Source organism: Pseudomonas sp. MS15a(2019), from assembly GCF_013277805.1.
GTDB lineage: Bacteria > Pseudomonadota > Gammaproteobacteria > Pseudomonadales > Pseudomonadaceae > Chryseomonas > Chryseomonas benzopyrenica.
The window spans coordinates 88,633-109,617 of the sequence record NZ_VBTN01000008.1 but is presented as its reverse complement, the minus strand read 5'-3'; the positions used below and the strand labels follow the sequence as shown (position 1 = coordinate 109,617).

Sequence of the window (20,985 nt, the reverse complement as noted above, 5' to 3'; positions counted from 1 at the left end):
AATCCTCTCGTAGCTAAGGCGCACTCGGGCGCGCGCTCTAATGGAAAAGGCGCATCGGGCGACGCGCCGTTTTCGAACAGCCGGCAAGGCTAGTCGTAGCTCTGGCAAAACTCTAGCGGCTGTACAGCGGAAACACACCCAGTAACAAAGCGCCGACCAGCAGGAACATGCAGGTCACGGTAGCCCACTTCAGGGTGAAGCGCTGATGGTCGCCGAATTCCACCTTGGCCAGGCCCACCAGCAGGTAGGTCGAGGGCACCAGCGGGCTGAGCAGGTGCACGGGCTGACCGACGATGGAGGCCCGGGCGATCTCCACCGGACTGATGCCATAGGCCGCGGCGGCCTCGGCCAGCACCGGCAGCACGCCGAAGTAGAAGGCGTCGTTGGAGATGAAGAAGGTGAACGGCAGGCTGACCAGGGCGGTGATCACCGCCATGTACGGCCCCAGGGCGTCCGGGATCACCGCCAGCAGGCCCTTGGACATGGCGTCGACCATGCCGGTACCCGAGAGGATGCCGGTGAAGATGCCCGCGGCGAAGATCAGCGAGACCACCGCCAGGACGTTTTCGGCATGGGCGGCGATGCGCTGCTTCTGCATGTTCAGGCAACGGTAGTTGACGGTCATGGCGATGCCGAAGGCGATCATGAACAGCACCGGCATCGGCAGCACGCCCATGATCAGCGCGGCCATCAGCGCCAGGGTCAGCAGGCCGTTGAACCAGCGCAGGTGCGGGCGGCGGGCCTCGGCGCACTGGGAGACGGTGACGTCGGCGCCTTCGGTCTCGCCGATCTGCAGGATGCCCAGGCGCGCGCGCTCGCTGCGGCCATAGAGGTAGGCCAGGAAGAACAGCCAGGCGATGGCCAGCAGCATGGGCGCGATCATGGGCACGAAGACGTCGGCCGGATCCACGTGCAGGGCACTGGCGGCGCGCGCGGTCGGACCGCCCCAGGGGGTCAGGTTCATCACGCCACTGGAGAGCAGCATCAGGCAGGTCATGATCAGCGGATTCATGCCCAGGCGCCGGTACAGCGGGAACATGGCCGCCACGCAGATCATGTAGGTGGTCGAGCCGTCACCGTCCAGGGAGACCACCAGGGTCAGGAAGACGGTGCCCATGGCCACCTTGAGCGGATCGCCCTTGACCAGCTTGAGGATCCAGCGCACCGCCGGATCGAACAGGCCGGTGTCGATCATCACCGCGAAGTAGAGGATCGCGAACAACAGCATCACGCCGGTGGGCGCCAGTTTGCGGATACCGTCGAGCATCATCGGGCCGAGGGCGTCGAGCTTGACGTGGCCGAGGCTGGCGAATTCGCTGGACAGCGCCCAGGCCAGCACGGCGAAGGCGATCGGCACCATGGTCAGGGCGATCAGCGGAGACAGGCGCTTGGTCATGATCAGGTACATGAAGGTCATGACCATGGCGAAGCCGAGGAAAGTCAGCATGGGAATACCTCTGAATTTTCGCGAAGAGAAGGAGGGTTCAGCCGCGGCGCAAGGGCGCGGTGAGGGCGAAAATCCAGGGGAGGCGGGCGCGCGGGGACGCCTGGAAGGACAGATACGACATGGCAAGAATCCTGGTTATTTTTGTAGGCACGTCGCCCGCTCACGGGGGCGGGTCTTGAGCGGATCCTAAGAGGTCAACCTTTCGCCAGCCTTGCGTGGTGGCGAATGGATGTTGCCGGATGTCACGAAGCGGACATGAAGGAAGGGGTTAGCCGCCCCGCTGCCAGTACAAAACGCTCAGCTGCTCGATGCAGCAATCGAGCGGGCTCTGGATCCTGGTGGACCACCTGCGCGCCGAGAGGGCCCAGGCGCCGATCTGAATGACACCTGGCGGCAAGAAAAAAGCGGACCGCGCTCGGGGCACGGTCCGCTTTTTCACTGACTGAATGCGGGCGTCAGCCGCGCAGTCGCGTGTTGAGCACGGCGATGTGCTCCGGGCCGATGCCGCAGCAGCCGCCGATCAGGCTCGCGCCACGCGCCTGCCAGTCCTGGGCGAAGCTCAGGTAGCCGGGCGGATCCAGGTCCGGACGCAAGGGGTCGAGGCCGTCGTTGGCGGTGGCCTCTTCCGGCTGGGGCGGGAAGGCGTTGGCATAGGCGCCAAAGGGAATCTCGACACCCGCCGCGGCAAAGGTCGCCCGCGCGGTATCCAACGCCGCGGCCATCACCTCGGGCTGGCTGCAATTGAACAGCAGTGCCCCAGCGCCCAGTGCCACGGCCAGTTGCGCGGCCTCGGCCACCGGCTCGCCGGATCTCAGCCGTGGGATCTCGTCGACGTCTTCGTCCTTCAGGGTAAAGGACAGCCACAGCGGCTTGCCGTCGTCGGGCAGGCCGGCGGCGATGGCGCGCACCTCGGCCAGGGAGCTCTGGGTTTCCGCCAGCCAGAGATCGACATGGGGCGCCAGGCCGCGGATCAGCGGCTGCAGCAGCTCGTCCACCCGCGCCGGCTCGAACAGATCGGGGCGATAGGAACCGAACAGCGGCGGCAGGGAGCCCGCCACCCGCACCGGCTGACCGCTGGCTGCCACGGCCTGCCGCGCCAGTTGGCCGGCGCGCGCGGCCAGGCTCTCGCCTTCGGTGGCGAAGCGCTCCTCGCCAATATGGAAGGGCACCACCGCATAGCTGTTGCTGGTGATCACCTGGGCACCCGCCTCGATATAGGCCCGATGCACCGCCTCCACCTGCTCCGGCGCCTCGCTCAGGGCCAGGGCCGACCACTCCGGCTGGCGAAAGGGCGCGCCACGGCGCTGTAGCTCGCGGCCCATGCCACCGTCGAGCAGAACAAGATTCATGTTGGCCATATAGCTATTTCACTTTTCCTTATAACCAAAACAGAGTTCAATATCGGTTCTCATATCTCTCTAATACCAGGCCCTCTTTCCCTTTGCAAAGGACGCCCCCATGAGAACCGCTCTGCTATCGGCCCTCGGCCTGACCCTGGCGCTGGCCGCCACCTCGGCCTCGGCCGGCGCCACTCTGGACCGCATCAAGGCCAAGGGCGAGCTGGTCAATGTGCTCATGGAGAGCTATCCGCCCTTCTCCCAGCTCAATGCCCAGAATCAGCTGGAAGGCTTCGACGTCGACGTGGCCAAGGCCGTGGCCGACAAGCTCGGCGTCAAGCTGCGCCTGGAAACCCCTTCCTGGGACGTGATCGCCGCCGGTCGCTGGAGCGGTCGCTACGACGTCTGCATCTGCTCCATGACGCCCAGCCAGGCTCGCGCCCAGGTGTTCGATTTCCCGGTCAACTACTACGCCTCGCCAGCGGTGATCGTGGTCAACGCCGGTGACGACCGCATCCACGGTGCCAAGGACCTCTCCGGCAAGAAGGTCGGCGTTACCAGCGCCTCCTCCTACGAAGGCTACCTGAACAAGGACCTGACCATCGAAGGCCAGGAGGACAAGCCGCTGAGCTATCCCTTCGACCAGGTGCAGGTGGTGCCCTTCCCCGACGACAACGTCGCCTTCCAGGACCTGGGCCTGGGCGCCGGCAAACGCCTGGACGCGGTGCTGACCAACCTGGTGACCGCCCAGCCGCGCCTGGCCCAGGACAGCAAGTTCAAGCTGGCGGGCGCGCCGCTCTATGCCGAGCCCAACGCCGTGGCCATCGAGAAGGGTGATGCGGAATTCGCTGCCAAGCTGCGCGAGATCATCGAGGGGCTGCGCCAGGACGGCACCCTCAAGCGGATCTCCGACAAGTGGATCGGTGCCGACATCAGCCAATGAGTCAGTTACCGCCCCCGGTCGAATCGCGTCCGCTGCTGAGCTTTCGTACCCGTGTCTGGCTGACCTGGCTGGCGCTGCTGGCCGGGGGCGTGGTCTTCGTGCTCGGCTTCGACCTCAAGTTCGCCAGCGTCTGGCCGCGCCTGCCCAACCTGGTGGGCTGGCGCCTGGGCCCCAACGGCTTCCTCCAGGGCGCGGCCCTGACCCTGTTCCTCAGCCTCAGCTCCATCCTGGTGTCGGTGCTGCTGGGCTTCGCCGCGGCCCTGGGGCGGCTGTCGTCCAGTGCCCTGGCCTATGGCGTGGCGACCTTCTACGCCTCCTTCTTTCGCGGCACCCCGCTGCTGATCCAGATTCTGCTGATCTACCTGGGCCTGCCGCAGATCGGCGTGGTCCCCGGGGCCATCAGCGCCGGCATCCTCGCCCTGTCGCTGAACTACGGCGCCTACCTCAGCGAGATCTTCCGCGCCGGCCTGCTCGGCGTCCCCGCCGGTCAGCGCGAGGCGGCCCTGGCCCTGGGCCTGTCGCCGCGGGTGATCTTCTGGCGCGTCACCCTGCCCCAGGCCATGCGCAGCATCATCCCGCCCACCACCAGCCAGTTCATCTCCATGCTCAAGGACTCCTCCCTGGTTTCGGTGATGGGCGTCTGGGAGGTGATGTTCCTCGCCCAGTCCTATGGCCGCTCCAGCTATCGCTATCTGGAAATGCTCACCACCGCGGCGGTGCTCTACTGGCTGATGTCCCTGGCCATGGAATTCATGCAGTCGCGCCTGGAGCGGCACTATGGGAAGGCGTATCGGGGGCGTTAGGGTCAGCGGGGGCTATATTGAGTCGAAGTACTGATTTCTGATCAAACTACTCGTCGCAGGAGTGAGTAATTTAAACATGAATTGGCATAACCCATACTCATCCATGCCCCTGTTATCCACCAAAACTAAAAGGCATCCAAAATTTTCGGTGCTCCATATGTATTACACAAAATCAAGCATATAGAGCCTTGAGCTCCGAAACAAAGCAATATCTACAATAGCTACGAAACTTGGACTATCGCTTAACCGTCAAATAGCAGATCTGATATTAAATTAGATAGAGCCTGAAGCTTAGTCATTCATCATCGAGTATCTCGATCAAGCGTTGGAAACGCTCTAAAAGATCATCATAGGTAAGAATTTTGATGTCGGACTTAGCATTATGGATCATCAAAATGTCTTTCTGCTCTTGTGTCAGATCTTTAGAGCGCCCGATTACAACCATTCCTTCTGCAGTGTAATTTCCCGCTAGCCATTGCGGCAGGTTGCTTGCGTTGTTATGGATCTCTCTAATCCAGTCCTGCACCTGTTGCACGGCGTGGGTAACCTTATGCCGCTGGCTATTACGCTTGGTAAATATCTGCGCACTATGAGGCTCAAGCTCCACTAACACCAAACGCTTATCTGACTGTCGGTATTGAAGCACGAGATCTGCGCGATATTTACCAATGCGAACTTCGCTGTAGACCGCCGCCACATAGGAATCCAGCACTTGAGCATTTCGCTTGAGAAAACTGTGCAGGTCTTTTTCGCGAGTGCTGACTCTGCCCAATAGCCAGCAAAACTCGATGAAGCTGTGCTCGAGCTTGGCCGACTGAGATATTTTCGGCCGTAACGCCGTTACCTTACGCTCCAACAGATGTTGCTTGTCGACACTATTCCAGTGCTCACGATTATCTTGGCGCGAAATGCCTATAGGAGGGAGCAATTCGCTTCCCCCTACTTTTAGTACCTCAACCAGTGGCTGATAGAAGGAACCGACGATCACTGCATTTACGCGCTTCAGGCCAAGCGCCCTGCATGCCATATAAACCAAATAGTCATCATCCATAATCAATCGGCCCTTCTCCTCGTACAAGAGAAGGTCGGTAGTTCTAGCATGAACAATGAACCGACTAATATCTTCATTTGAAATACGCAAGGCGTAGTCGACATCTCTAGGGCATATCAAAGCCAGATTGACTTTAACTCGAGTGCAAGCCACTTGACCACGGTATGCCTGTGCAACAAGCTTAACCAGATATGGATTATCCTTAGGACGGTCGCTACGGGTATCGACAATGGACGTCAGAGGTACTATTGGGTAAAGGTACCTTTTGTACTCATACAGGCATTGCAACAGGAACATAACGTGCGCCATCTTAACTGCGCGCTCGCGCTCGAGGTAGATCCAACCTTGCGCGGTACACATAGATATGAAATGCTCCGGCCGAGCACTAGATAGCTGTAGGTTCAAATGTGCCACTTCGCCAGCCAATCCTTCGCGCCCAAAAGCCGTTATTTCAAATAGAACTCCACCTTTCTCCATTTCCGAACGCCGGAATAGTACGCCACAGGGACGGCTCTCGAACGTGGAAGAAACAAAGAACTCTTGGCTCAGCTTTAACGTCTCAAGTCGTTGAAGCTGACTTAGCACTTCGTCGGGAGAAGGTAACTCGGCTTCAGCCACTAATAAGTCCTCTTTGACCACAAATATCGCCCGTGCGATATCGCCAACGAGTGGGTTCTTACGATAACAGTCACGCAACCAACTGACGACCTCATCGACATTTGACGTGCGTTGCCTATCCGAAACTATCTCACGCAGTGCCTCTTGGCGGATTTGCTGCAACATAGGCTCGACGCTTGACGAAAATCTATCTCTGCCGAAAGACAACTTGGTATCCGTTGCCAGCAGACCATCTACGACGTGGACTTCCATTTCTTTCATCTAGACTTACCTCAAAAATCACCGCAGGGTGCGAAAAGCTTTAGATCATCAGTTTATTATCACGACCTACCACATTATTACTCATTAATCCTGCCAATTTATAATTATCAAAAATTAAAATCGCAAATGCTCATTATGCAAATAACACACTCTATCGTTACATATAATAAACAACTCGAAACCCAATCATCTCACAGCAAAAACAGCAAAAACAGCAAAAACAGCAAAAACAGCAAGCATTCCAATCCCAATACATATTAGTTACTTAATTTATAACTATATTTTAAATCTCAGATGCAACCCTGAATTTATACTATTAAATATTTCATCTTTTTTTAAAACAGACTAACAAACTATTTCTTAAATTATTACACGGACTGCCACTCATAGAATGCGTCACCATTGAGCTTGATCTTTATAAAAGCAATTTTGGCTCAGTTATATCCACACAATTAATAAGTTTCAAATATAATATAGCCCCGAACCAAGGCTCCTTCCTTATCTCTAGGGCGGGGCAGCTAAGATGTGATTTACTGCATCGAGAGTTCTGCCCAACGCTAAATAAATCCGCCGATCGTCACTAGGGTATTCCACTGGCTAATGACACAGTAAATAGTGATTCATGCGGCCGCGCCTAGCGCGCCATTGTGACATGCCCTATAGAGAATATTAGGTCCAGGCCCCACGCAACCTGGCCAGTGCCTCGACGATCCGCGCCTCCGGCACCGCAGCAAAACCCAGCACCAACCCGGCGCGGGCGTCGGGCGGGGTCGGGCCCTCCGGTAGCCAGTAGCGCGACAGCGCATTGAGCTCCACCCCGACCGCGGCTGCCCGCTCTACCAGTTCGGCTTCGCGGGCCGGATGGGTGACCGGCAGGCACAGATGCAAGCCGGCCACCGGCACGCCCGGCGCGGCGCAACCAGCGACCGCGGGCCAGCCGGCCAGCAGGGCATCGCGGCGGCTACGCGCCGCACGTCGCATGCGCCGGATATGGCGCTGGAAATGGCCCTGTTCGATGAAATCGGCCATGACCGTCTGGGTGGCGCTGTCGAGATGGCGGATGCCGGCCCGTTGCAGTTCCAGCAGCGCCGGCAGCAGCGCGGGCGGGGCCACCAGATAGCCCAGGCGCAGGCCGGGAAAGGCGATCTTGGAAAAGGTGCCGACATAGAGCACCCGACTGTGGCGATCCAGCGCGGCCAGGGGCGCCAGCGGCGCGCCCTGGTAGCGATACTCGCCGTCGTAGTCGTCCTCGATGATCCAGCCGTCCCGCTGGCGCGCCCAGTCCAGCAGCGCCAGGCGGCGCGGCAGGGACAGTACCGCGCCGGTGGGATACTGGTGCGACGGGGTGACATAGACCAGCCGGCAGTCCGGCAGCCCTGCCAGCTGCTCTACCATCAGCCCGGCCCCATCCACCGCAACGCCCTGCAACCGCGCCCCGCCACTCTGCAAGGCCAGGCCCGCGGCGCGATAGCCGGGATCCTCCATGGCCGCCCGGGCTCCGGGCGCCAGCAGCAACCGGGCGCAGAGTTCGATGGCCTGCTGGGCACCGCTGGTGATGAGGATCTGCTCGGGTGCGCAGACCAGGCCCCGCGCCTGGCGCAGGTAAGCGCTCAGCAGGCGGCGCAGCCGCGGTTCGCCGCCGGGTTCGCGATAGCCCAGCAGCGCCGGCTCCGGCTGGCGCCAGAAGCGCTGCTGCAACCGCGCCCAGGTGGCGAAGGGAAACAGGTCCACCGCCGGCAAGCCGACCCGAAAGGCGCACGGCGCGCCGGGCGGCACGCTGGCCAGGGGCACGAGTGTCGCACTGGCCGTGGCTTCGGGAGCAGCCAGCGCCCGGGTCACGGGCGCGACATAGGTGCCGTCACCCGGACGGCTGTCGAGAAAACCCTCGGCCAAGAGCTGCTCGTAGGCGGCGGTTACGGTATTGCGCGACACGCCTAGCAGCCGCGCCAGTTCGCGACTGGCGGGTAGCCGCACTCCAGCGGCCAGCTCACTGGCCAGGATGCGCTCGCGCAGGCCCTGGTAGAGCTGGCGCGCCAGGCCCTGACCCGATTCCAGCAACAGCCCCGACGGCTCGAATCCCAGCATGGATTGGCACCCTGAAAGTCATGGAAATTGGCTCTTACAGGGAGCCAAAGCCGACCTTAGCATGGCCGAACGTCACTGGAGTTCCTGCCCATGTATCCCAATCCCGCCTTCCGCCTCGACGACCTGCCCAGGCTGCACCAGCACCTGCGCGATCACGCCCTGGCGCTGCTCATCAGCCAGACCGACACCGGTCCGCTGGTGAGCCATCTGCCGTTCTGGCTTGAGCCCGACGAGGGCCCCTATGGCACCCTCTACGGCCATCTAGCGCGCAGCAATCCCCAGGCCCCGGCGCTGGTCGAGGCGGGACAGGTACTGGCGGTGTTCCAGGGACCCCAGGCCTATGTCAGCCCGGCCTTCTATCCCGGCAAGACCGAACATGGCCGGGTGGTGCCGACCTGGAACTACCAGGCGGTGCACGCCCGCGGCCGCGTCGAGGTGTTCGACGATCCCGAGCGCCTGCTACCGCTGCTGGAGCGCCTCACCGACCGGCACGAAGCCGGGCGCGCCCGGCCCTGGCAGGTCGCGGATGCGCCAGCGGACTTCGTGCGGGGCATGCTGCGCGCCATCCGTGGTCTGCGCCTGCCGCTGGACAGCCTCCAGGGCATCGCCAAGCTCAGCCAGAATCGCACCGCCGCCGACCGCGAAGGCGTCCGCCAGGGGCTGGCCGCCAGCCCTGTACCCGGCGACCAGGCCCTGGCCGCCCTGATCCCCTCTCCCGCCTGACCTTGGAGCCACCCATGACCATCCGCCCCCTGAGCGAAGCCGATCACGCCGTCTGGCACACGTTGTGGCAGGCCTACCTGGCCTTCTACGAGACCCGGCTGCCGGAAACCACCTATGCCCGCACCTGGCAACGGCTGCTCGATCCCGCCCAGCCCCTGCACGGCGCCCTGGCCTGGGACGGCGAGCGCCCCCTGGGCCTGGTGCATTTCATCTATCACCCGTCCTGCTGGACCGAGGGCGACTACTGCTACCTGCAGGATCTCTATGTCGCTGAAGGCCATCGTGGTGGCGGCCTGGGCCGCGCCCTGATCGAGCACGTCTATGCCCGCGCCAGAGCCGACGGCTGCGATCGGGTGCACTGGCTGACCCAGGAGACCAATTACCCGGGACGCCAGCTCTATGATCGCATCGCCACCCGCTCCGGTTTCATCCAGTACCGCCACCTGCTGGGAGACAGACCATGACCCCGCTCGACTGGACCCCGGCCCAGCTGCCCCAGCCCCGCTTGCTGCAGGGTCGCCATGTACGCCTGGAACCCCTGGACCCTCAGCGTCACGGCGACGATCTCTGGGAGGCCCTGCACGACCAGGACCCGGCCCTGTGGGACTATCTGCCCTATGGCCCCTTCACCGAGCAGGCGGCCTTCGACGGCTGGCTGGCGGGCCTGGCCGAAGGTCGCGATCCGCTGTTCTACGCCGTGGTGGATCCCCGCGACAGCCGTGCCCTGGGGCAGCTCAGCTTGATGAGCATCGTCCCTGAACACGGCAGCATCGAGATCGGCCATGTCGCCTTTGGCGGGCGCCTGCAGCGCACGCCCCTGGCCACCGAAGCCTTCTATCTGCTGATGCAGGAAGCCTTCGCCCTCGGCTATCGGCGCCTGGAGTGGAAGTGCGACGATGCCAATGCCCGCTCGAAACGCGCCGCCGAGCGGTTGGGAATGCGCCATGAGGGGCTGTTCCGGCAGCACCGGGTGGTCAAGGGCCGCAACCGCGACACCGCCTGGTTCAGCCTGCTGGATCACGAATGGCCCATGGTGGACGCCGGCTTCCGGCGCTGGCTGGCGGCGGAAAATTTCGATGCCGAAGGGCGCCAGCTCAGCGCCCTGGCCGTCACGCCCGGCAAATGAGAAGCAATACCAACGGAGCAGGCAAAGCGTTATCCTAGAGAGGTTGCTACCACCAGTCTCCTTTGCCGTGACCGCCATCCACGTCCTACTCGTCGACGACCACCGCAAGCTGCGCGAACCCCTGGCGATCTACTTGCGGCGCCAGGGGTTCGAGGCCACCACCGCGGCCGATGCCACGCGAATGAAGGCGCTGCTCGCGCAGCAGCGCTTCGACGTCATCGTCCTCGACGTGATGCTGCCGGATGGCGACGGCTTCAGTCTCTGCCGTGAGCTGCGCCAGCGCGACACGACGCCGGTGATCCTGCTCACCGCCCGGGGCGAACTGGACGATCGGGTGCTGGGCCTGGAACAGGGCGCCGACGACTACCTGACCAAGCCGTTCGAACCGCGTGAATTGGTGGCGCGAATTCGCACCCTGCATCGTCGCTCCCGAACGACCGCGCCGCCGCCTCCGCGCGAGTCCATCCCAGCGGCAATCTATCGTTTCGCGGGTTGGCACTACGCCGCCGTCAGCCAGCGCCTGCAGTATCCCGATGGCAGCACCCGCCGCCTGGGCCAGGCGGAGGCCCGCCTGCTGCTGGCGTTCCTGTGTCAGCCCCAGACCGTGCTGCATCGCGATCTCTTGCTGGACCGGGTGCGACCGCCCGATCGCGAGTTGGAGGACCGCAGCCTGGATCGCCAGGTCAGTCGGCTGCGCCTGCGCCTGGCCGATCCGGCCGGCGAGTCGCCGCTGCGCACCGTCTGGGGCCGCGGCTATCTGCTGGATTGCCCGGTAGAGGCACTGGACGGGCCATGATCGCTCCTTGGCGGCGCTGGCTGCAGGGCATCACGCCGCGCCTCTGTCTGCTGTTCTGCGCCGCCTTGCTGCTGGCGCACGCGGCCGCGGCGCTGGTCCTGCACCAGACCGGCGCGCTGGTCCATCCGCTGTCCTATGGTCAGGCCTTGGAGCGCCTGGCGGTGGCCCGTACCGCGGTCGAACGCCTGCCGACGGTACAGGCGCAGGCCCTGCTACGGGTGCTGGCCGAGGCACCGGCGCAGGTCTGGGTGGCCACGACGCCGGAGGTGGCGCCCTTCCCCATGCTCGCGGAAGAACGCCGCCTGACCCGGGATCTGGCGCAGCGCCTTGGACAGGCCGAAGAGGGTCTGGTGATGCAGCTGGAAGGCCTCGCTGGCGACGCCGCCCGCGCCTCGCCGCTGACCCCGGCCGGCTGGGCACCCCTGCGCTTGCGCAGCAGCGTGCGCCTGCCGGACGGTCGCTGGCTCAATGCCGTGCAGTATCCGGCACGTAGCGACGGCTGGCTGACCGCCCTGGGCTGGTCGCTGCTGCTGGGCGCCCTGCCGGTGCTGCTGCTGGCCTGGCTGCTGATCGGCCAATTGGTACGGCCGCTCCAACGGCTCACCCGCGCCGCGGAGGGACTCAGCCGGGGCGAGCGCAGTCGCCTGGAGGTCCGTCAGGGCCCACGCGAAGCCAGGGAGCTGGCCGCGGCCTTCGAGCTGATGCAGGAACGGCTGCTGCGCCACCTGGATGATCGGGTGCGCATGCTGGCCGCCATCAGCCACGACTTCAACACTCCACTGGCTGCGCTGCGGGTGCAATTGGCCCTGCTGGAGCCTTCGGTCGAGCGCGACGACATGGAAGAAAGCCTGGCCGAACTGGACGCCATGGTGCAGGAAACCCTCAACTTCATCCGTGGCGAGCGCCGGACCGAAAGCCACCAGGATGTCGACCTCGTCGCCCTGCTGCAGGCATTGCAGGATCGCTATCAGGCATTGGGCCAGACGGTGACCTGGTCGGGCACCGGCGCGGCAATGCTCCGCGGTCGCCCACTGGCCCTCAAGCGCGCCCTGGGCAATCTGCTCGACAACGCCCTGCAGCACGGTAGCAGCGCCGCACTGGAGCTCTCGTGCCCCGCGCCACAGCTGCTCCGCCTGGACATCCTCGACGACGGCCCCGGCCTGCCGGAAAACCAGCTGGAACGGGTCTTCGAGCCCTTCTACCGGCCTCCGGGCCAGGACACCGCTCGTGGCCTCGGTCTCGGCCTGGCCATCGCCCGGGCCTGTATCCTCGCCCACGGCGGCGAGCTGCAGCTACGCAATCGCCCGCAAGGCGGCCTCTGCGCCCGGATCCTGCTGCCGTCGACCTCCTAGCAGCCAGATATCCCGTAGGAGCGGCCCATGGCCGCGATCGTCCAAACAAAAGACCTTGTCGCGCCAGGACAATGGCTCCCAAGGTAGCGCCACCTTGATCGATCAGGATCTGGCTGATGCTGGAGATGACCGCCTGCTCGAATAGCGCCCTCTCCCTCCGGGGCGCGCCTCACAGCGAAGTCCCAAGTGGAAAAAGCTCCGCCGTTTCCCACGCTACGGTTCCGGCACCAACGCGCGTCCACCACAGTGGAGGTTCCACGTGGAGCATCTGGCTCCCTTAGAAACTCAAGGTCGCACTCACCCAGAGATGCCGGCCGTAGTTCACCGTGCCATAGGTCTCGTCGTCCAGGCGGCGGTCGTTCAGGTTGCGGATGGCGGCATTGAAGCTCAGGTTGCGCGTCGCCACGAAGCCACCGCCCACGTCCCAGGTGGTATAGGCCGGGGCGGCCTCGCCGGTCAGGGTGGCGTCGTACTCTTCACCGTAGTAGTCCAGCGCCGTCCACAGGTTGAGGCGGTCCGACAGGGTCCAGTCCAGGCGGACGTTGGCCTTGCGCTCCGGGGTCAGGGCCAGGGGCGCACCCTGGTTGGGGCCGCTGCGCTGCTCCGAGTCGAGATAGGTGAAGTTGCCGCCCAGACGCAGGGCCTCGGTGATGTCCCAGCCACCGCTGAGCTCCACACCGCGGATCACCGCCTCGTCGACGTTGATGCGGTCCATGCGGATATAGCCATTCCAGCGCTCGGTGGTGGTGACCGTGGACAGCTTGTCCTGGAAGTCGTTGTAGAACAGCGTCGCCGCCGCCTCCAGATTGCGCCGGTTGGACCAGAGCGCCGCCACCTCGTAGTTGGTGCTGGTTTCCGGCTTGAGATCCGGATTGCCGAGCATGACGAAGCGGTTGCGCCGCAGATAGGCATAACCCGGCGCCACGGCGCGGATTTCCGGTGCCTTGAAGCCGCGCGAGACGCCGCCCTTGAAGGTCCACTCGGGGGTCGCATGCCAGACCCCATAGAGCCGCGGACTCCAGTGATTGCCATACAGCTCGTGGTGATCCAGGCGCAGCCCGCCGGTGAGGGCGAAGCTGTCGGTGATGGCCCACTCGTCCTCGGCGAACAAGGCCTGCTGGGTCACCGCGAAGGAGTACTGACGGCGATCGTTCAGCCCCTGGTTCCAGTCCTGCACCTCCCCGCGGTTGTATTGCAGACCGGTGGTGAGCAGGTGGTCGTCCAGTGGCGTCACCAGCTTGGCGTCGAACACGGTGTTCTCGACCTGCGGCTTGCGCCCATAGACATCGGTCTGCGCCGGCGTGGCCAGGCCTTCGCGGGAGGTCTCCTCGTGCAGTAGCGACACGTCCGAACGCAGCCCGCCGGCCCAGTGGCCAGTATGACTCAGCGACCAGTGATCGCGGTCGTTGTCCTGTTGGCGGGTCGCCCAGTTGTCGCTCAGGCCGTCGCCGTTGCGCAGACGTGTCTGCCCGGCCTCCAGCAGAAATTCATGATTCTCGTTCGGGGTGAAGGCCAGGCGCCCGGTCAGGTCGCGATGGCGCGCCTTGCTGAAGCCCTGGGTCTGCTCGATGTCGTCGTCGGCCTGGCGATCCAGGTAGCGGCCCCACAGCTGCAGGCCGAGCAATTCGCTGTGCAGCGGCCCGCTGAGAAAGAACTGGCCCTGGCGCGAATTGCCCTGATCGCTGTGCTGCTGGGCGATGTAGTCAGTGGTCAGGGCGCCATGCCAGGTGGCGGTGTTCTTCTTGGTGATGATGTTGATCACCCCACCGATAGCATCGGAGCCGTACAGCGAGGACATGGGACCCCGCACCACCTCGATGCGCTCGATGGCCGCGGCTGGCGGGATGAAGCTCTGCTCGTAGCCGCGATTGCCGTTGACCCGTGACTCCCGCGCGCTTTGCCGCTTGCCGTCGACCAGGATCAGGGTGTAGTCCCCCGGCATGCCGCGGATGGAGATGTCGGTCTCGTTGGCCGCGCCGTTGACCACCACGCCCTCGACGTCGCGCAGGGCGTCGCCCAGATCGCGGATCGGGCGCTTGCGCAGGGTCTCGGCGTCGATCACGGTGACTGAAGCGGGTGCGTCCTCCAGACGCTGTTCGAAGCCGGCGGCGGTGACCACCGTGGTGTCGAGATCGGTGATCTCTTCGGCTTGGACCGCCAGGCTGGCGGCGGCCAGGCCGAGCGCCAGCGGCGTAGCGATGAAACGTTGCAACCTGGCCATGAGCCATGCCCTCCGGTGAAAGGGCATGGATGGTAATGATTGGCGTTACGAAAATTGGGACAGGTTGGGACAGCGACACTCACTCGCCGCGGATATAACCCTCCAGGTGGCGGATCAGCTCCGCCTGCTGGACGGTGGTCGCCTTGACCAGATCGCCGATGGACAGCAGCCCGATCAGCTTGCCGTTGCCCATCACCGGCAGGTGGCGCAGGTGGTGGTCGGTCATCATCTGCATGCAGTCGCCCACGGTCTGCTGCGGCAGTACGATGATGACCGCCTCGGTCATGATTTCGCTGACCGGGGTCGCATAGGAGGAGCGCCCCTGCAAGGCCACCTTGCGCGCATAGTCGCGCTCGCTGACGATGCCCACCAGTTCGCCGTCTCGCACCACCGGCAGCGCCCCGACGTTCTTTTCCGCCATCAGACGCAGGGCGTCGAGCACCCAGGCGTCGGGGGCGATGGTGTAGACGTCCTGCTGGGTCTTCAGGGCAAGCAACTGGGCGACGGTTTTCATTGTGGTTCTCCTGAGGTGAGACGAGCGTGACCGGAGGTGCCTGGCAGGGCCGGTCAGCCGATTACATCAGGCCACCTGAACGCCCTTGTCGCCCGAACGACGTCGATCCCGCCACAGGCGCCATGCCAGGGCCAGCAGGAAACCGGCCGTCAGCAGCATCACCAGGGTGGGCGCCGGGGCGCTGTCCCAGACCAGGCTCAGCAGCACCCCGCCCAGGGCCGCCGTCACGGCCAGGGTGGTGGCCAGCAGCAGCATCCAGCCAAAGGAACGGGTCAGCAGAAAGGCGGTGGCACCGGGGGCGATCAGCAGCGCCACCACCGGCACCATGCCCACCGCCTGCAGGGCGCCGACCACGGTCAGGGCGATCAGGCCGAGCAGGCCGTAGTGCAGCAGCCCTACCCGTAGGCCCAGGGCCCGGGCCTGGGCCGCGTCGAAGGCCAACACCAGCAGGTCGCGCCAGCGGCAGGCCAGCGCCAGCACTACCAGGCCGGCGATCACCGCCATCTGCCAGAAGGCCGCCGGGGACACCCCCAGCAGGTCGCCGAGCAGGATGTGGTCCAGGTGCAGCTCGGTGGGCAGCCTGGCGTGCAGCACCAGGCCCAGGCCGAACATGCCGGAAAAGACCACGCCCATGAGGGTGTCCTGCTTTACCCGGCTGTGGCGCTTGAGATAGCCGGTGGCCAGGGCGCAACCCAGCCCCGCGACGAAGGCGCCCGCCACCAGCGGTGCCCCCAGCGCCGAGGCCAGCACCAGGCCGGGAAAGACCGCGTGGGCGATGGCATCGCCCAGCAGCGCCCAGCCCTTGAGCACCAGGAAACAGGACAGCAGCGCCGTGGGCACCGCCACCAGCACGGCCATCAGCAATGCCTGGCGCAGGAAGTCGACTTCGAGGGTCAGCAGCAGCCAGTCCATCAGCCCGCCTCCGCCGTCTGCCGCGCCCGGCGCCGGTTGGCCAGCAGGCCGTGACGCGGCGCCAGGACGAAGGCCAGCAGAAAGATCAGGGTCTGCAAGACCACTACGCAGCCCCCAGTGGCGCCGTCGAGGAAATAGCTGAGATAGGTGCCCAAGAGCCCGCTGCCAACGCCGATGGCGACGCTGATCAGCACCACCCGCGAGAAGCGATCACTGAGCAGATAAGCCGTCGCCCCCGGCGTCACCACCAGGGCGATGACCAGGAAGGCGCCCACCGTCTGCATCGCCGCCACGGTGCTCAGCGCCAGCAGGGTAAAGAACAGCAGCCGGTACAGGGTGGGATTGAGACCGCAGGCGCGCGCCTGGCCCTCGTCGAAAAACACCAGCAGCAGGTCGCGCCACTTGAGCAGCAGCACCAGCAGCGAGACGGCGGCGATAGTCAGCAACTGGCGACTGGCCTCGGGGGTAATGGCCAGGATGTTGCCGAAGACGATGGTCTGGATGTCCACCGCGACCGGCGCCAGCGAGACCAGGAACAGCCCGCCACCAAAGAAGGCGCTGAAGATCAGGCCGATGATGACGTCTTCCTTGAGTCGGGTGTAGTGCCGCAGCCCGAGCATGGCGCCAGCCGCCGCGCCGCCGGCGAGAAAGGCGCCCAGGGCCAGCGGCAGCCCGAGCAGATAGGCGCCGGCCACCCCCGGTACCACGGCATGGGACAGGGCATCGCCGATCAGCGACCAGCCCTTGAGCATCAGATAGGCGGAGAGAAAGGCGCATAGCCCACCCACCAGGGCCGCCGCGCCCAGGGCGTTTTTCATGTAGCCGTAGGCCAGGGGTTCCAGCAGCCACTCCATCAGGCACGCTCTCGCCACTGGGGCGGTTGCGACGCCTGGCGTCCCCCCTCGAACAGGCGCAGGGCGCCACCGAAGGTCCGCTCCAGATTCTCCCGGGTAAAGACCTCGGCCGTCGGCCCCTGGGCCAGCACGGTGCGATCGAGCAGCACGGTGCGGTCGCAGAAGCGCTCGATGCTGGCCAGGTCATGGGTCGAGACCAGCATCGAGCGACCCTCGGCGCGCAGGGCCTGGAGCAATTCGATGATGGCGCGCTCGGAGGTGGCGTCCACCCCGGTGAAGGGTTCGTCCAGCAGGATCACCCGGCTGTCCTGGGCCAGGGCGCGGGCGAGGAAGACGCGCTTCTTCTGGCCACCGGAGAGTTCACCGATCTGCCGTTTGCGCAAGTCGGTCAGCCCTACCCGGGCCAGGGCGGCGGCCACCGCCTGGTGATCGGCGGCGCGCGCCAGGCGCAGGAAATTCATCCGGCCATAGCGCCCCATGAGCACCACGTCTTCCACCCGCACCGGAAAGTCCCAGTCGACGTCTTCGCTCTGGGGCACATAGGCGACCAGATTACGCTTCAGGGCCTGGGCCACCGGCAGGTCATCGACCCGCACCTGACCGGTGCGCAGGGGCACGAAGCCCATGATCGCCTTGAACAGGGTGGACTTGCCGCTGCCATTGACGCCCACCAGGGCGGTGATGGACCCGCCGGGCACCACCAGGCTGGCGTCGCGCAGGGCGGTATGGCCATTGCGATAGGTCACGCCGACCCCGTCGAGAGCGATCATGGCGCCAGCCCCTTGACCAGGGTTTCGGTGGTGACCCGCAGCAGGTCGAGATAGGTGGGCACCGGACCGTCGGCGGCGCTCAGGGAATCCACATAGAGCACCCCGCCGTAGCGGGCACCGCTCTCCCGCGCCACCTGCTCGGCCGCTGCGGCGGACACGGTGCTCTCGCTGAACACCGCCGGAATCCGCTCGGCGCGCACTGTCTCGATCACCCGACGCACCTGCTGCGGGGTGCCCTGGGCATCGGCGTTGATTGGCCAGAGATAGAGCTCCTTGAGGCCCAGATCGCGCGCCAGATAGCTGAAGGCACCCTCGCTGGAGACCAGCCAGCGGCGCTGCTCGGGAATCCCCTGCAGCTGCTGGCGCAGGGGATCGAGGGTGGCGGTGATGCGCGTCTTGTAGGCCTCGGCGTTACGGCGGTAGGTCTCGGCATTGGCCGGATCGTGCTGCACCAGCGCATCGCGGATGTTGTCGACGTAGACCAGCGCCGCCTGCGGCGACATCCAGGCATGGGGATTGGGCTTGCCGGCATAGGGGCCCTGGGCGATGGCGATGGGCGCGACGCCCTGGGAGACCACCGCGCTGGGCACGTCCTTCATGCGGCTGAAGAAACGCTCGAACCAGAGCTCCAGATTCAGGCCGTTCCACAGCACCAGCTGGGCATCGTGCGCCTTGAGCAGATCGCCCGGGGTGGGCTGGTAATTGTGGATCTCGGCACCGGGCTTGGTGATGGACTCCACCTGGGCGGCGTCGCCCGTCACGTTGCGCGCCATGTCGGCGATCACCGTGAAGGTGGTGACCACCTTGAACGGCTCCGCCGCCTGGACAGGGTTGCCCAGCAGCAGTCCCAACAAACCCATCAGGGTCCAGCGTTTCGTCTTCTCCAGCATCCGGCCAGCCCCTCGGTAGTTATAGCCTTGGCTAAATTAGATAGCACAACCTATCAGAGGTGCAGGGAGACTTTGTAACCTGGGATGAGAACGCTCGACAGGGATACGAGCAGGGAAAGGCGCCTCGGCAGGAACGCACGCGAGGCAGCGCGGCAGGACCAAGCGGCCCTGCCTGCTAGGTAGAAGGTCAGTGCGCGGTGTGCGCCAGGGCAACGCGCGACCGCTCGGGCTGGGGCTCCAGCGGACGACGTTCGGCAGGCTGATCGAGCAGCTTGTCCAGCAGACCACGCAAGGCACGTCTCTTGAGATCTTTCAGCATCGCGAATCCTCCCGGGATCGTTATAGCCTTGGCTATATTAAATAGCAGACCCTATCGAGAGGCGTTAGTGCTTTTTCTCAATCGAATGGATAGAAACCGCCCATAAAAAAGGGGGCCTAGTGGCCCCCGAGGGAAATCGAAGTGATCTCAGCCTTCGATTTCAATCAAGACTTCACCCGGATTGACCCGGTCGCCCTTGGCCACCCGCACCGCGGTGACGGTGCCGGCGATGGGCGCCTGGATCTCGGTCTCCATCTTCATGGCTTCGGTGACCAGCACGCCCTGCCCGGCCTTGACCTGATCGCCTTCCTTGACCAGCACCTCGACGATGTTGCCCGGCATGGTGGTGCTGACATCGCCCGGACGCTCCGCCTGGCGCCGCCGCTGGCCGCCTTCGGCGACGAAATCGCCGCTGGCTTCGAACACCACCTCTTCCGGCACGCCGTCGATGGACAGGTAGAAGTGCCGCTTGCCCTCGCTCTTGAGGCCGATACCGGTGATGTCCACCTGGTAGGTCTCACCGTGTACGTCGACACTGAAGGCGGTCGGTACACCCTGACCACCGACCGCCGCCACGCCATCGGCCGACGGCATGGGCAGCAGGGCTTCCGGTACCAGGGTGCCGGCCGCACGCTCCTCGAGGAACTTGCGTCCGATGTCGGGGAACATGGCGAAGGTCATCACGTCCTCTTCGCTCTTGGCCAGGTCGCCGATCTCGCCGCGCAACCGTGCCAACTCGGGGCTGAGCAGATCGGCCGGGCGTACCTCGATGACCTCTTCCTGGCCGATAGCCTGCTTGCGCAGCTGCTCGCAGATAGCTCCGGGCGCCTTGCCGTAGCGGCCCTGCAGGTAGAGCTTCACCTCGTTGGTGATGGTCTTGTAGCGCTCACCCGCCAACACGTTGAAGAAGGCCTGGGTGCCGACGATCTGTGAGGTCGGGGTCACCAGGGGCGGATAGCCCAGGTCCTGGCGTACCCGCGGGATCTCCTGCAGCACCTCGTTCATGCGATTGAGGGCGCCCTGCTCGCGCAGCTGGTTGGCCAGGTTGGAGATCATGCCGCCGGGCACCTGGTAGACCTGCACCCGAGTGTCGACCCCGGTGAATTCACTCTCGAACTGGTGGTACTTCTTGCGCACCGCATGGAAGTACAGGCCGATCTCCTGCAGCAGCTCCAGATTCAGACCAGTGTCGTAGGGCGTGCCGCGCAGCGCCGCAACCATGGATTCCGTACCCGGGTGGCTGGTGCCCCATGCCAGGCTGGAAATCGCCGTGTCGATGCGATCGGCGCCATTTTCCACCGCCTTGAGCTGGCACATGGCGGCCACCCCGGCGGTGTCGTGGGAGTGCACCACCACATCCAGCGTCAGGGCCTCCTTGAGCGCCTTGACCAGCTCGCCGGTGGCATAGGGGGTGAGCAGACCGGCCATGTCCTTGATGGCGATGGAATCCACGCCCAGGTCGGCCATGCGCCGTGCCTGATCGACGAAGGCGCTCACGGTGTGCACCGGGCTGGTGGTGTAGCAGAGGGTACCCTGGGCGTGCTTGCCGCTGGCCTTGACCGCGCGGATAGCGGTTTCCAGGTTACGCACATCGTTCATGGCGTCGAAGATGCGGAAGACGTCGATGCCATTGGCCGCGGCGCGCTCGACGAAGGCCTCGACCACGTCGTCGCTGTAGTGCCGGTAGCCCAGCAGGTTCTGCCCGCGCAGGAGCATCTGCAGCCGGGTATTGGGCAGCGCCTGGCGTAGCTGGCGCAGGCGCTCCCAGGGGTCTTCCTTGAGGAAGCGCACGCAGGCGTCGAAGGTCGCGCCACCCCAGACTTCCAGCGACCAGTAGCCGACCTGGTCAAGCTTGGCGCAGATCGGCAGCATGTCTTCGGTGCGCATGCGGGTCGCCAGGAGCGATTGGTGGGCGTCGCGCAGGATGGTGTCGGTGATCTGGATGGTTTTCATTGTTCTGTCC

The 20,985-nt window shown here is 64.4% G+C and carries 19 protein-coding genes; 7 read left to right on the top strand and 12 right to left on the bottom strand.

Going from position 1 to position 20,985, the window contains the following annotated elements; translation table 11 throughout:
- Positions 1 to 112 precede the first annotated feature (112 nt).
- Together FEZ61_RS12235 and FEZ61_RS12230 are read right to left on the bottom strand one after the other, a co-directional pair.
- Entirely contained in the window at positions 113 to 1,447 is a 1,335-nt protein-coding gene (locus FEZ61_RS12235) for a CitMHS family transporter (RefSeq protein WP_027598679.1), read from the bottom strand.
- Positions 1,448 to 1,902: 455 nt separating this feature from the next.
- A complete protein-coding gene (locus FEZ61_RS12230; RefSeq protein ID WP_017639193.1) occupies positions 1,903 to 2,805 on the bottom strand; it encodes a homocysteine S-methyltransferase family protein in 903 nt (300 codons plus the stop codon).
- Between the two features lie 100 nt (positions 2,806 to 2,905).
- Here FEZ61_RS12230 and FEZ61_RS12225 point away from each other — a divergent pair, with 100 nt between their 5' ends.
- A complete protein-coding gene (locus FEZ61_RS12225; protein WP_017639192.1) occupies positions 2,906 to 3,727 on the top strand; it encodes a transporter substrate-binding domain-containing protein in 822 nt (273 codons plus the stop codon).
- Positions 3,724 to 4,530, top strand: coding sequence for an amino acid ABC transporter permease (locus FEZ61_RS12220; RefSeq protein ID WP_173148819.1), 807 nt, complete (start codon positions 3,724 to 3,726; stop codon positions 4,528 to 4,530). The genes FEZ61_RS12225 and FEZ61_RS12220 overlap by 4 nt, the downstream gene beginning before the upstream one ends.
- 295 nt (positions 4,531 to 4,825) lie before the next feature.
- Here the strand turns inward: FEZ61_RS12220 and FEZ61_RS12215 are convergent, their stop codons facing one another.
- Positions 4,826 to 6,460, bottom strand: a complete 1,635-nt coding sequence (locus FEZ61_RS12215) for a Shedu anti-phage system protein SduA domain-containing protein (protein ID WP_173148817.1) — start codon at positions 6,458 to 6,460, stop codon at positions 4,826 to 4,828.
- Between the two features lie 669 nt (positions 6,461 to 7,129).
- A complete protein-coding gene (locus FEZ61_RS12210) occupies positions 7,130 to 8,545 on the bottom strand; it encodes a PLP-dependent aminotransferase family protein (protein WP_173148815.1) in 1,416 nt (471 codons plus the stop codon).
- A 90-nt stretch (positions 8,546 to 8,635) separates the two neighbouring features.
- Between FEZ61_RS12210 and FEZ61_RS12205 the strand changes: the two genes are divergently transcribed.
- The 5 genes from FEZ61_RS12205 to FEZ61_RS12185 all read left to right on the top strand — a co-directional run bounded on the left by FEZ61_RS12205 (position 8,636) and on the right by FEZ61_RS12185 (position 12,542).
- Positions 8,636 to 9,268: an FMN-binding negative transcriptional regulator gene (locus FEZ61_RS12205; RefSeq protein WP_173148813.1), complete on the top strand. Its 633-nt coding sequence runs from the start codon at positions 8,636 to 8,638 to the stop codon at positions 9,266 to 9,268.
- Between the two features lie 14 nt (positions 9,269 to 9,282).
- Positions 9,283 to 9,732, top strand: a complete 450-nt coding sequence (locus FEZ61_RS12200; RefSeq protein WP_068384455.1) for a GNAT family N-acetyltransferase — start codon at positions 9,283 to 9,285, stop codon at positions 9,730 to 9,732.
- On the top strand, positions 9,729 to 10,394 hold the full coding sequence (locus FEZ61_RS12195; RefSeq protein WP_068384454.1) for a GNAT family protein: 666 nt from the start codon (positions 9,729 to 9,731) through the stop codon (positions 10,392 to 10,394). The genes FEZ61_RS12200 and FEZ61_RS12195 overlap by 4 nt, the downstream gene beginning before the upstream one ends.
- 67 nt (positions 10,395 to 10,461) lie before the next feature.
- Entirely contained in the window at positions 10,462 to 11,190 is a 729-nt protein-coding gene (locus FEZ61_RS12190) for a response regulator (protein WP_173148811.1), read from the top strand.
- On the top strand, positions 11,187 to 12,542 hold the full coding sequence (locus FEZ61_RS12185; protein WP_173148809.1) for a HAMP domain-containing sensor histidine kinase: 1,356 nt from the start codon (positions 11,187 to 11,189) through the stop codon (positions 12,540 to 12,542). The genes FEZ61_RS12190 and FEZ61_RS12185 overlap by 4 nt, the downstream gene beginning before the upstream one ends.
- Positions 12,543 to 12,819: 277 nt before the next feature.
- Here FEZ61_RS12185 and FEZ61_RS12180 read toward each other — a convergent pair whose 3' ends face one another.
- From FEZ61_RS12180 to oadA, 8 genes are all read right to left on the bottom strand, one after another.
- Positions 12,820 to 14,763 (bottom strand): TonB-dependent receptor, encoded by a 1,944-nt coding sequence (locus FEZ61_RS12180; RefSeq protein WP_173148807.1) that lies wholly within the window; start codon positions 14,761 to 14,763, stop codon positions 12,820 to 12,822.
- 79 nt (positions 14,764 to 14,842) lie between these two features.
- Positions 14,843 to 15,277 carry a CBS domain-containing protein gene (locus FEZ61_RS12175; RefSeq protein ID WP_068384446.1) on the bottom strand — a complete coding sequence of 145 codons (435 nt, stop codon included), beginning with the start codon at positions 15,275 to 15,277 and terminating at the stop codon, positions 14,843 to 14,845.
- A gap of 66 nt (positions 15,278 to 15,343) precedes the next feature.
- Positions 15,344 to 16,189, bottom strand: a complete 846-nt coding sequence (locus FEZ61_RS12170; protein ID WP_042134935.1) for a metal ABC transporter permease — start codon at positions 16,187 to 16,189, stop codon at positions 15,344 to 15,346.
- Complete coding sequence (locus FEZ61_RS12165; RefSeq protein ID WP_068384444.1) at positions 16,189 to 17,043, bottom strand: metal ABC transporter permease; 855 nt, start codon at positions 17,041 to 17,043, stop codon at positions 16,189 to 16,191. Before FEZ61_RS12165 ends, FEZ61_RS12170 begins: the two co-directional genes overlap by 1 nt.
- A complete protein-coding gene (locus FEZ61_RS12160) occupies positions 17,043 to 17,813 on the bottom strand; it encodes an ATP-binding cassette domain-containing protein (protein WP_064307070.1) in 771 nt (256 codons plus the stop codon). Before FEZ61_RS12160 ends, FEZ61_RS12165 begins: the two co-directional genes overlap by 1 nt.
- The gene (locus FEZ61_RS12155; protein ID WP_173148805.1) at positions 17,810 to 18,703 is read right to left on the bottom strand and encodes a metal ABC transporter substrate-binding protein; all 894 of its coding nucleotides are present in this window, start codon (positions 18,701 to 18,703) and stop codon (positions 17,810 to 17,812) included. Before FEZ61_RS12155 ends, FEZ61_RS12160 begins: the two co-directional genes overlap by 4 nt.
- A gap of 187 nt (positions 18,704 to 18,890) precedes the next feature.
- On the bottom strand, positions 18,891 to 19,022 hold the full coding sequence (locus FEZ61_RS24615; protein WP_017639174.1) for a hypothetical protein: 132 nt from the start codon (positions 19,020 to 19,022) through the stop codon (positions 18,891 to 18,893).
- A gap of 147 nt (positions 19,023 to 19,169) precedes the next feature.
- Complete coding sequence (oadA, locus tag FEZ61_RS12150) at positions 19,170 to 20,975, bottom strand: sodium-extruding oxaloacetate decarboxylase subunit alpha (RefSeq protein ID WP_173148803.1); 1,806 nt, start codon at positions 20,973 to 20,975, stop codon at positions 19,170 to 19,172.
- Between the last annotated feature and the right edge of the window lie 10 nt (positions 20,976 to 20,985).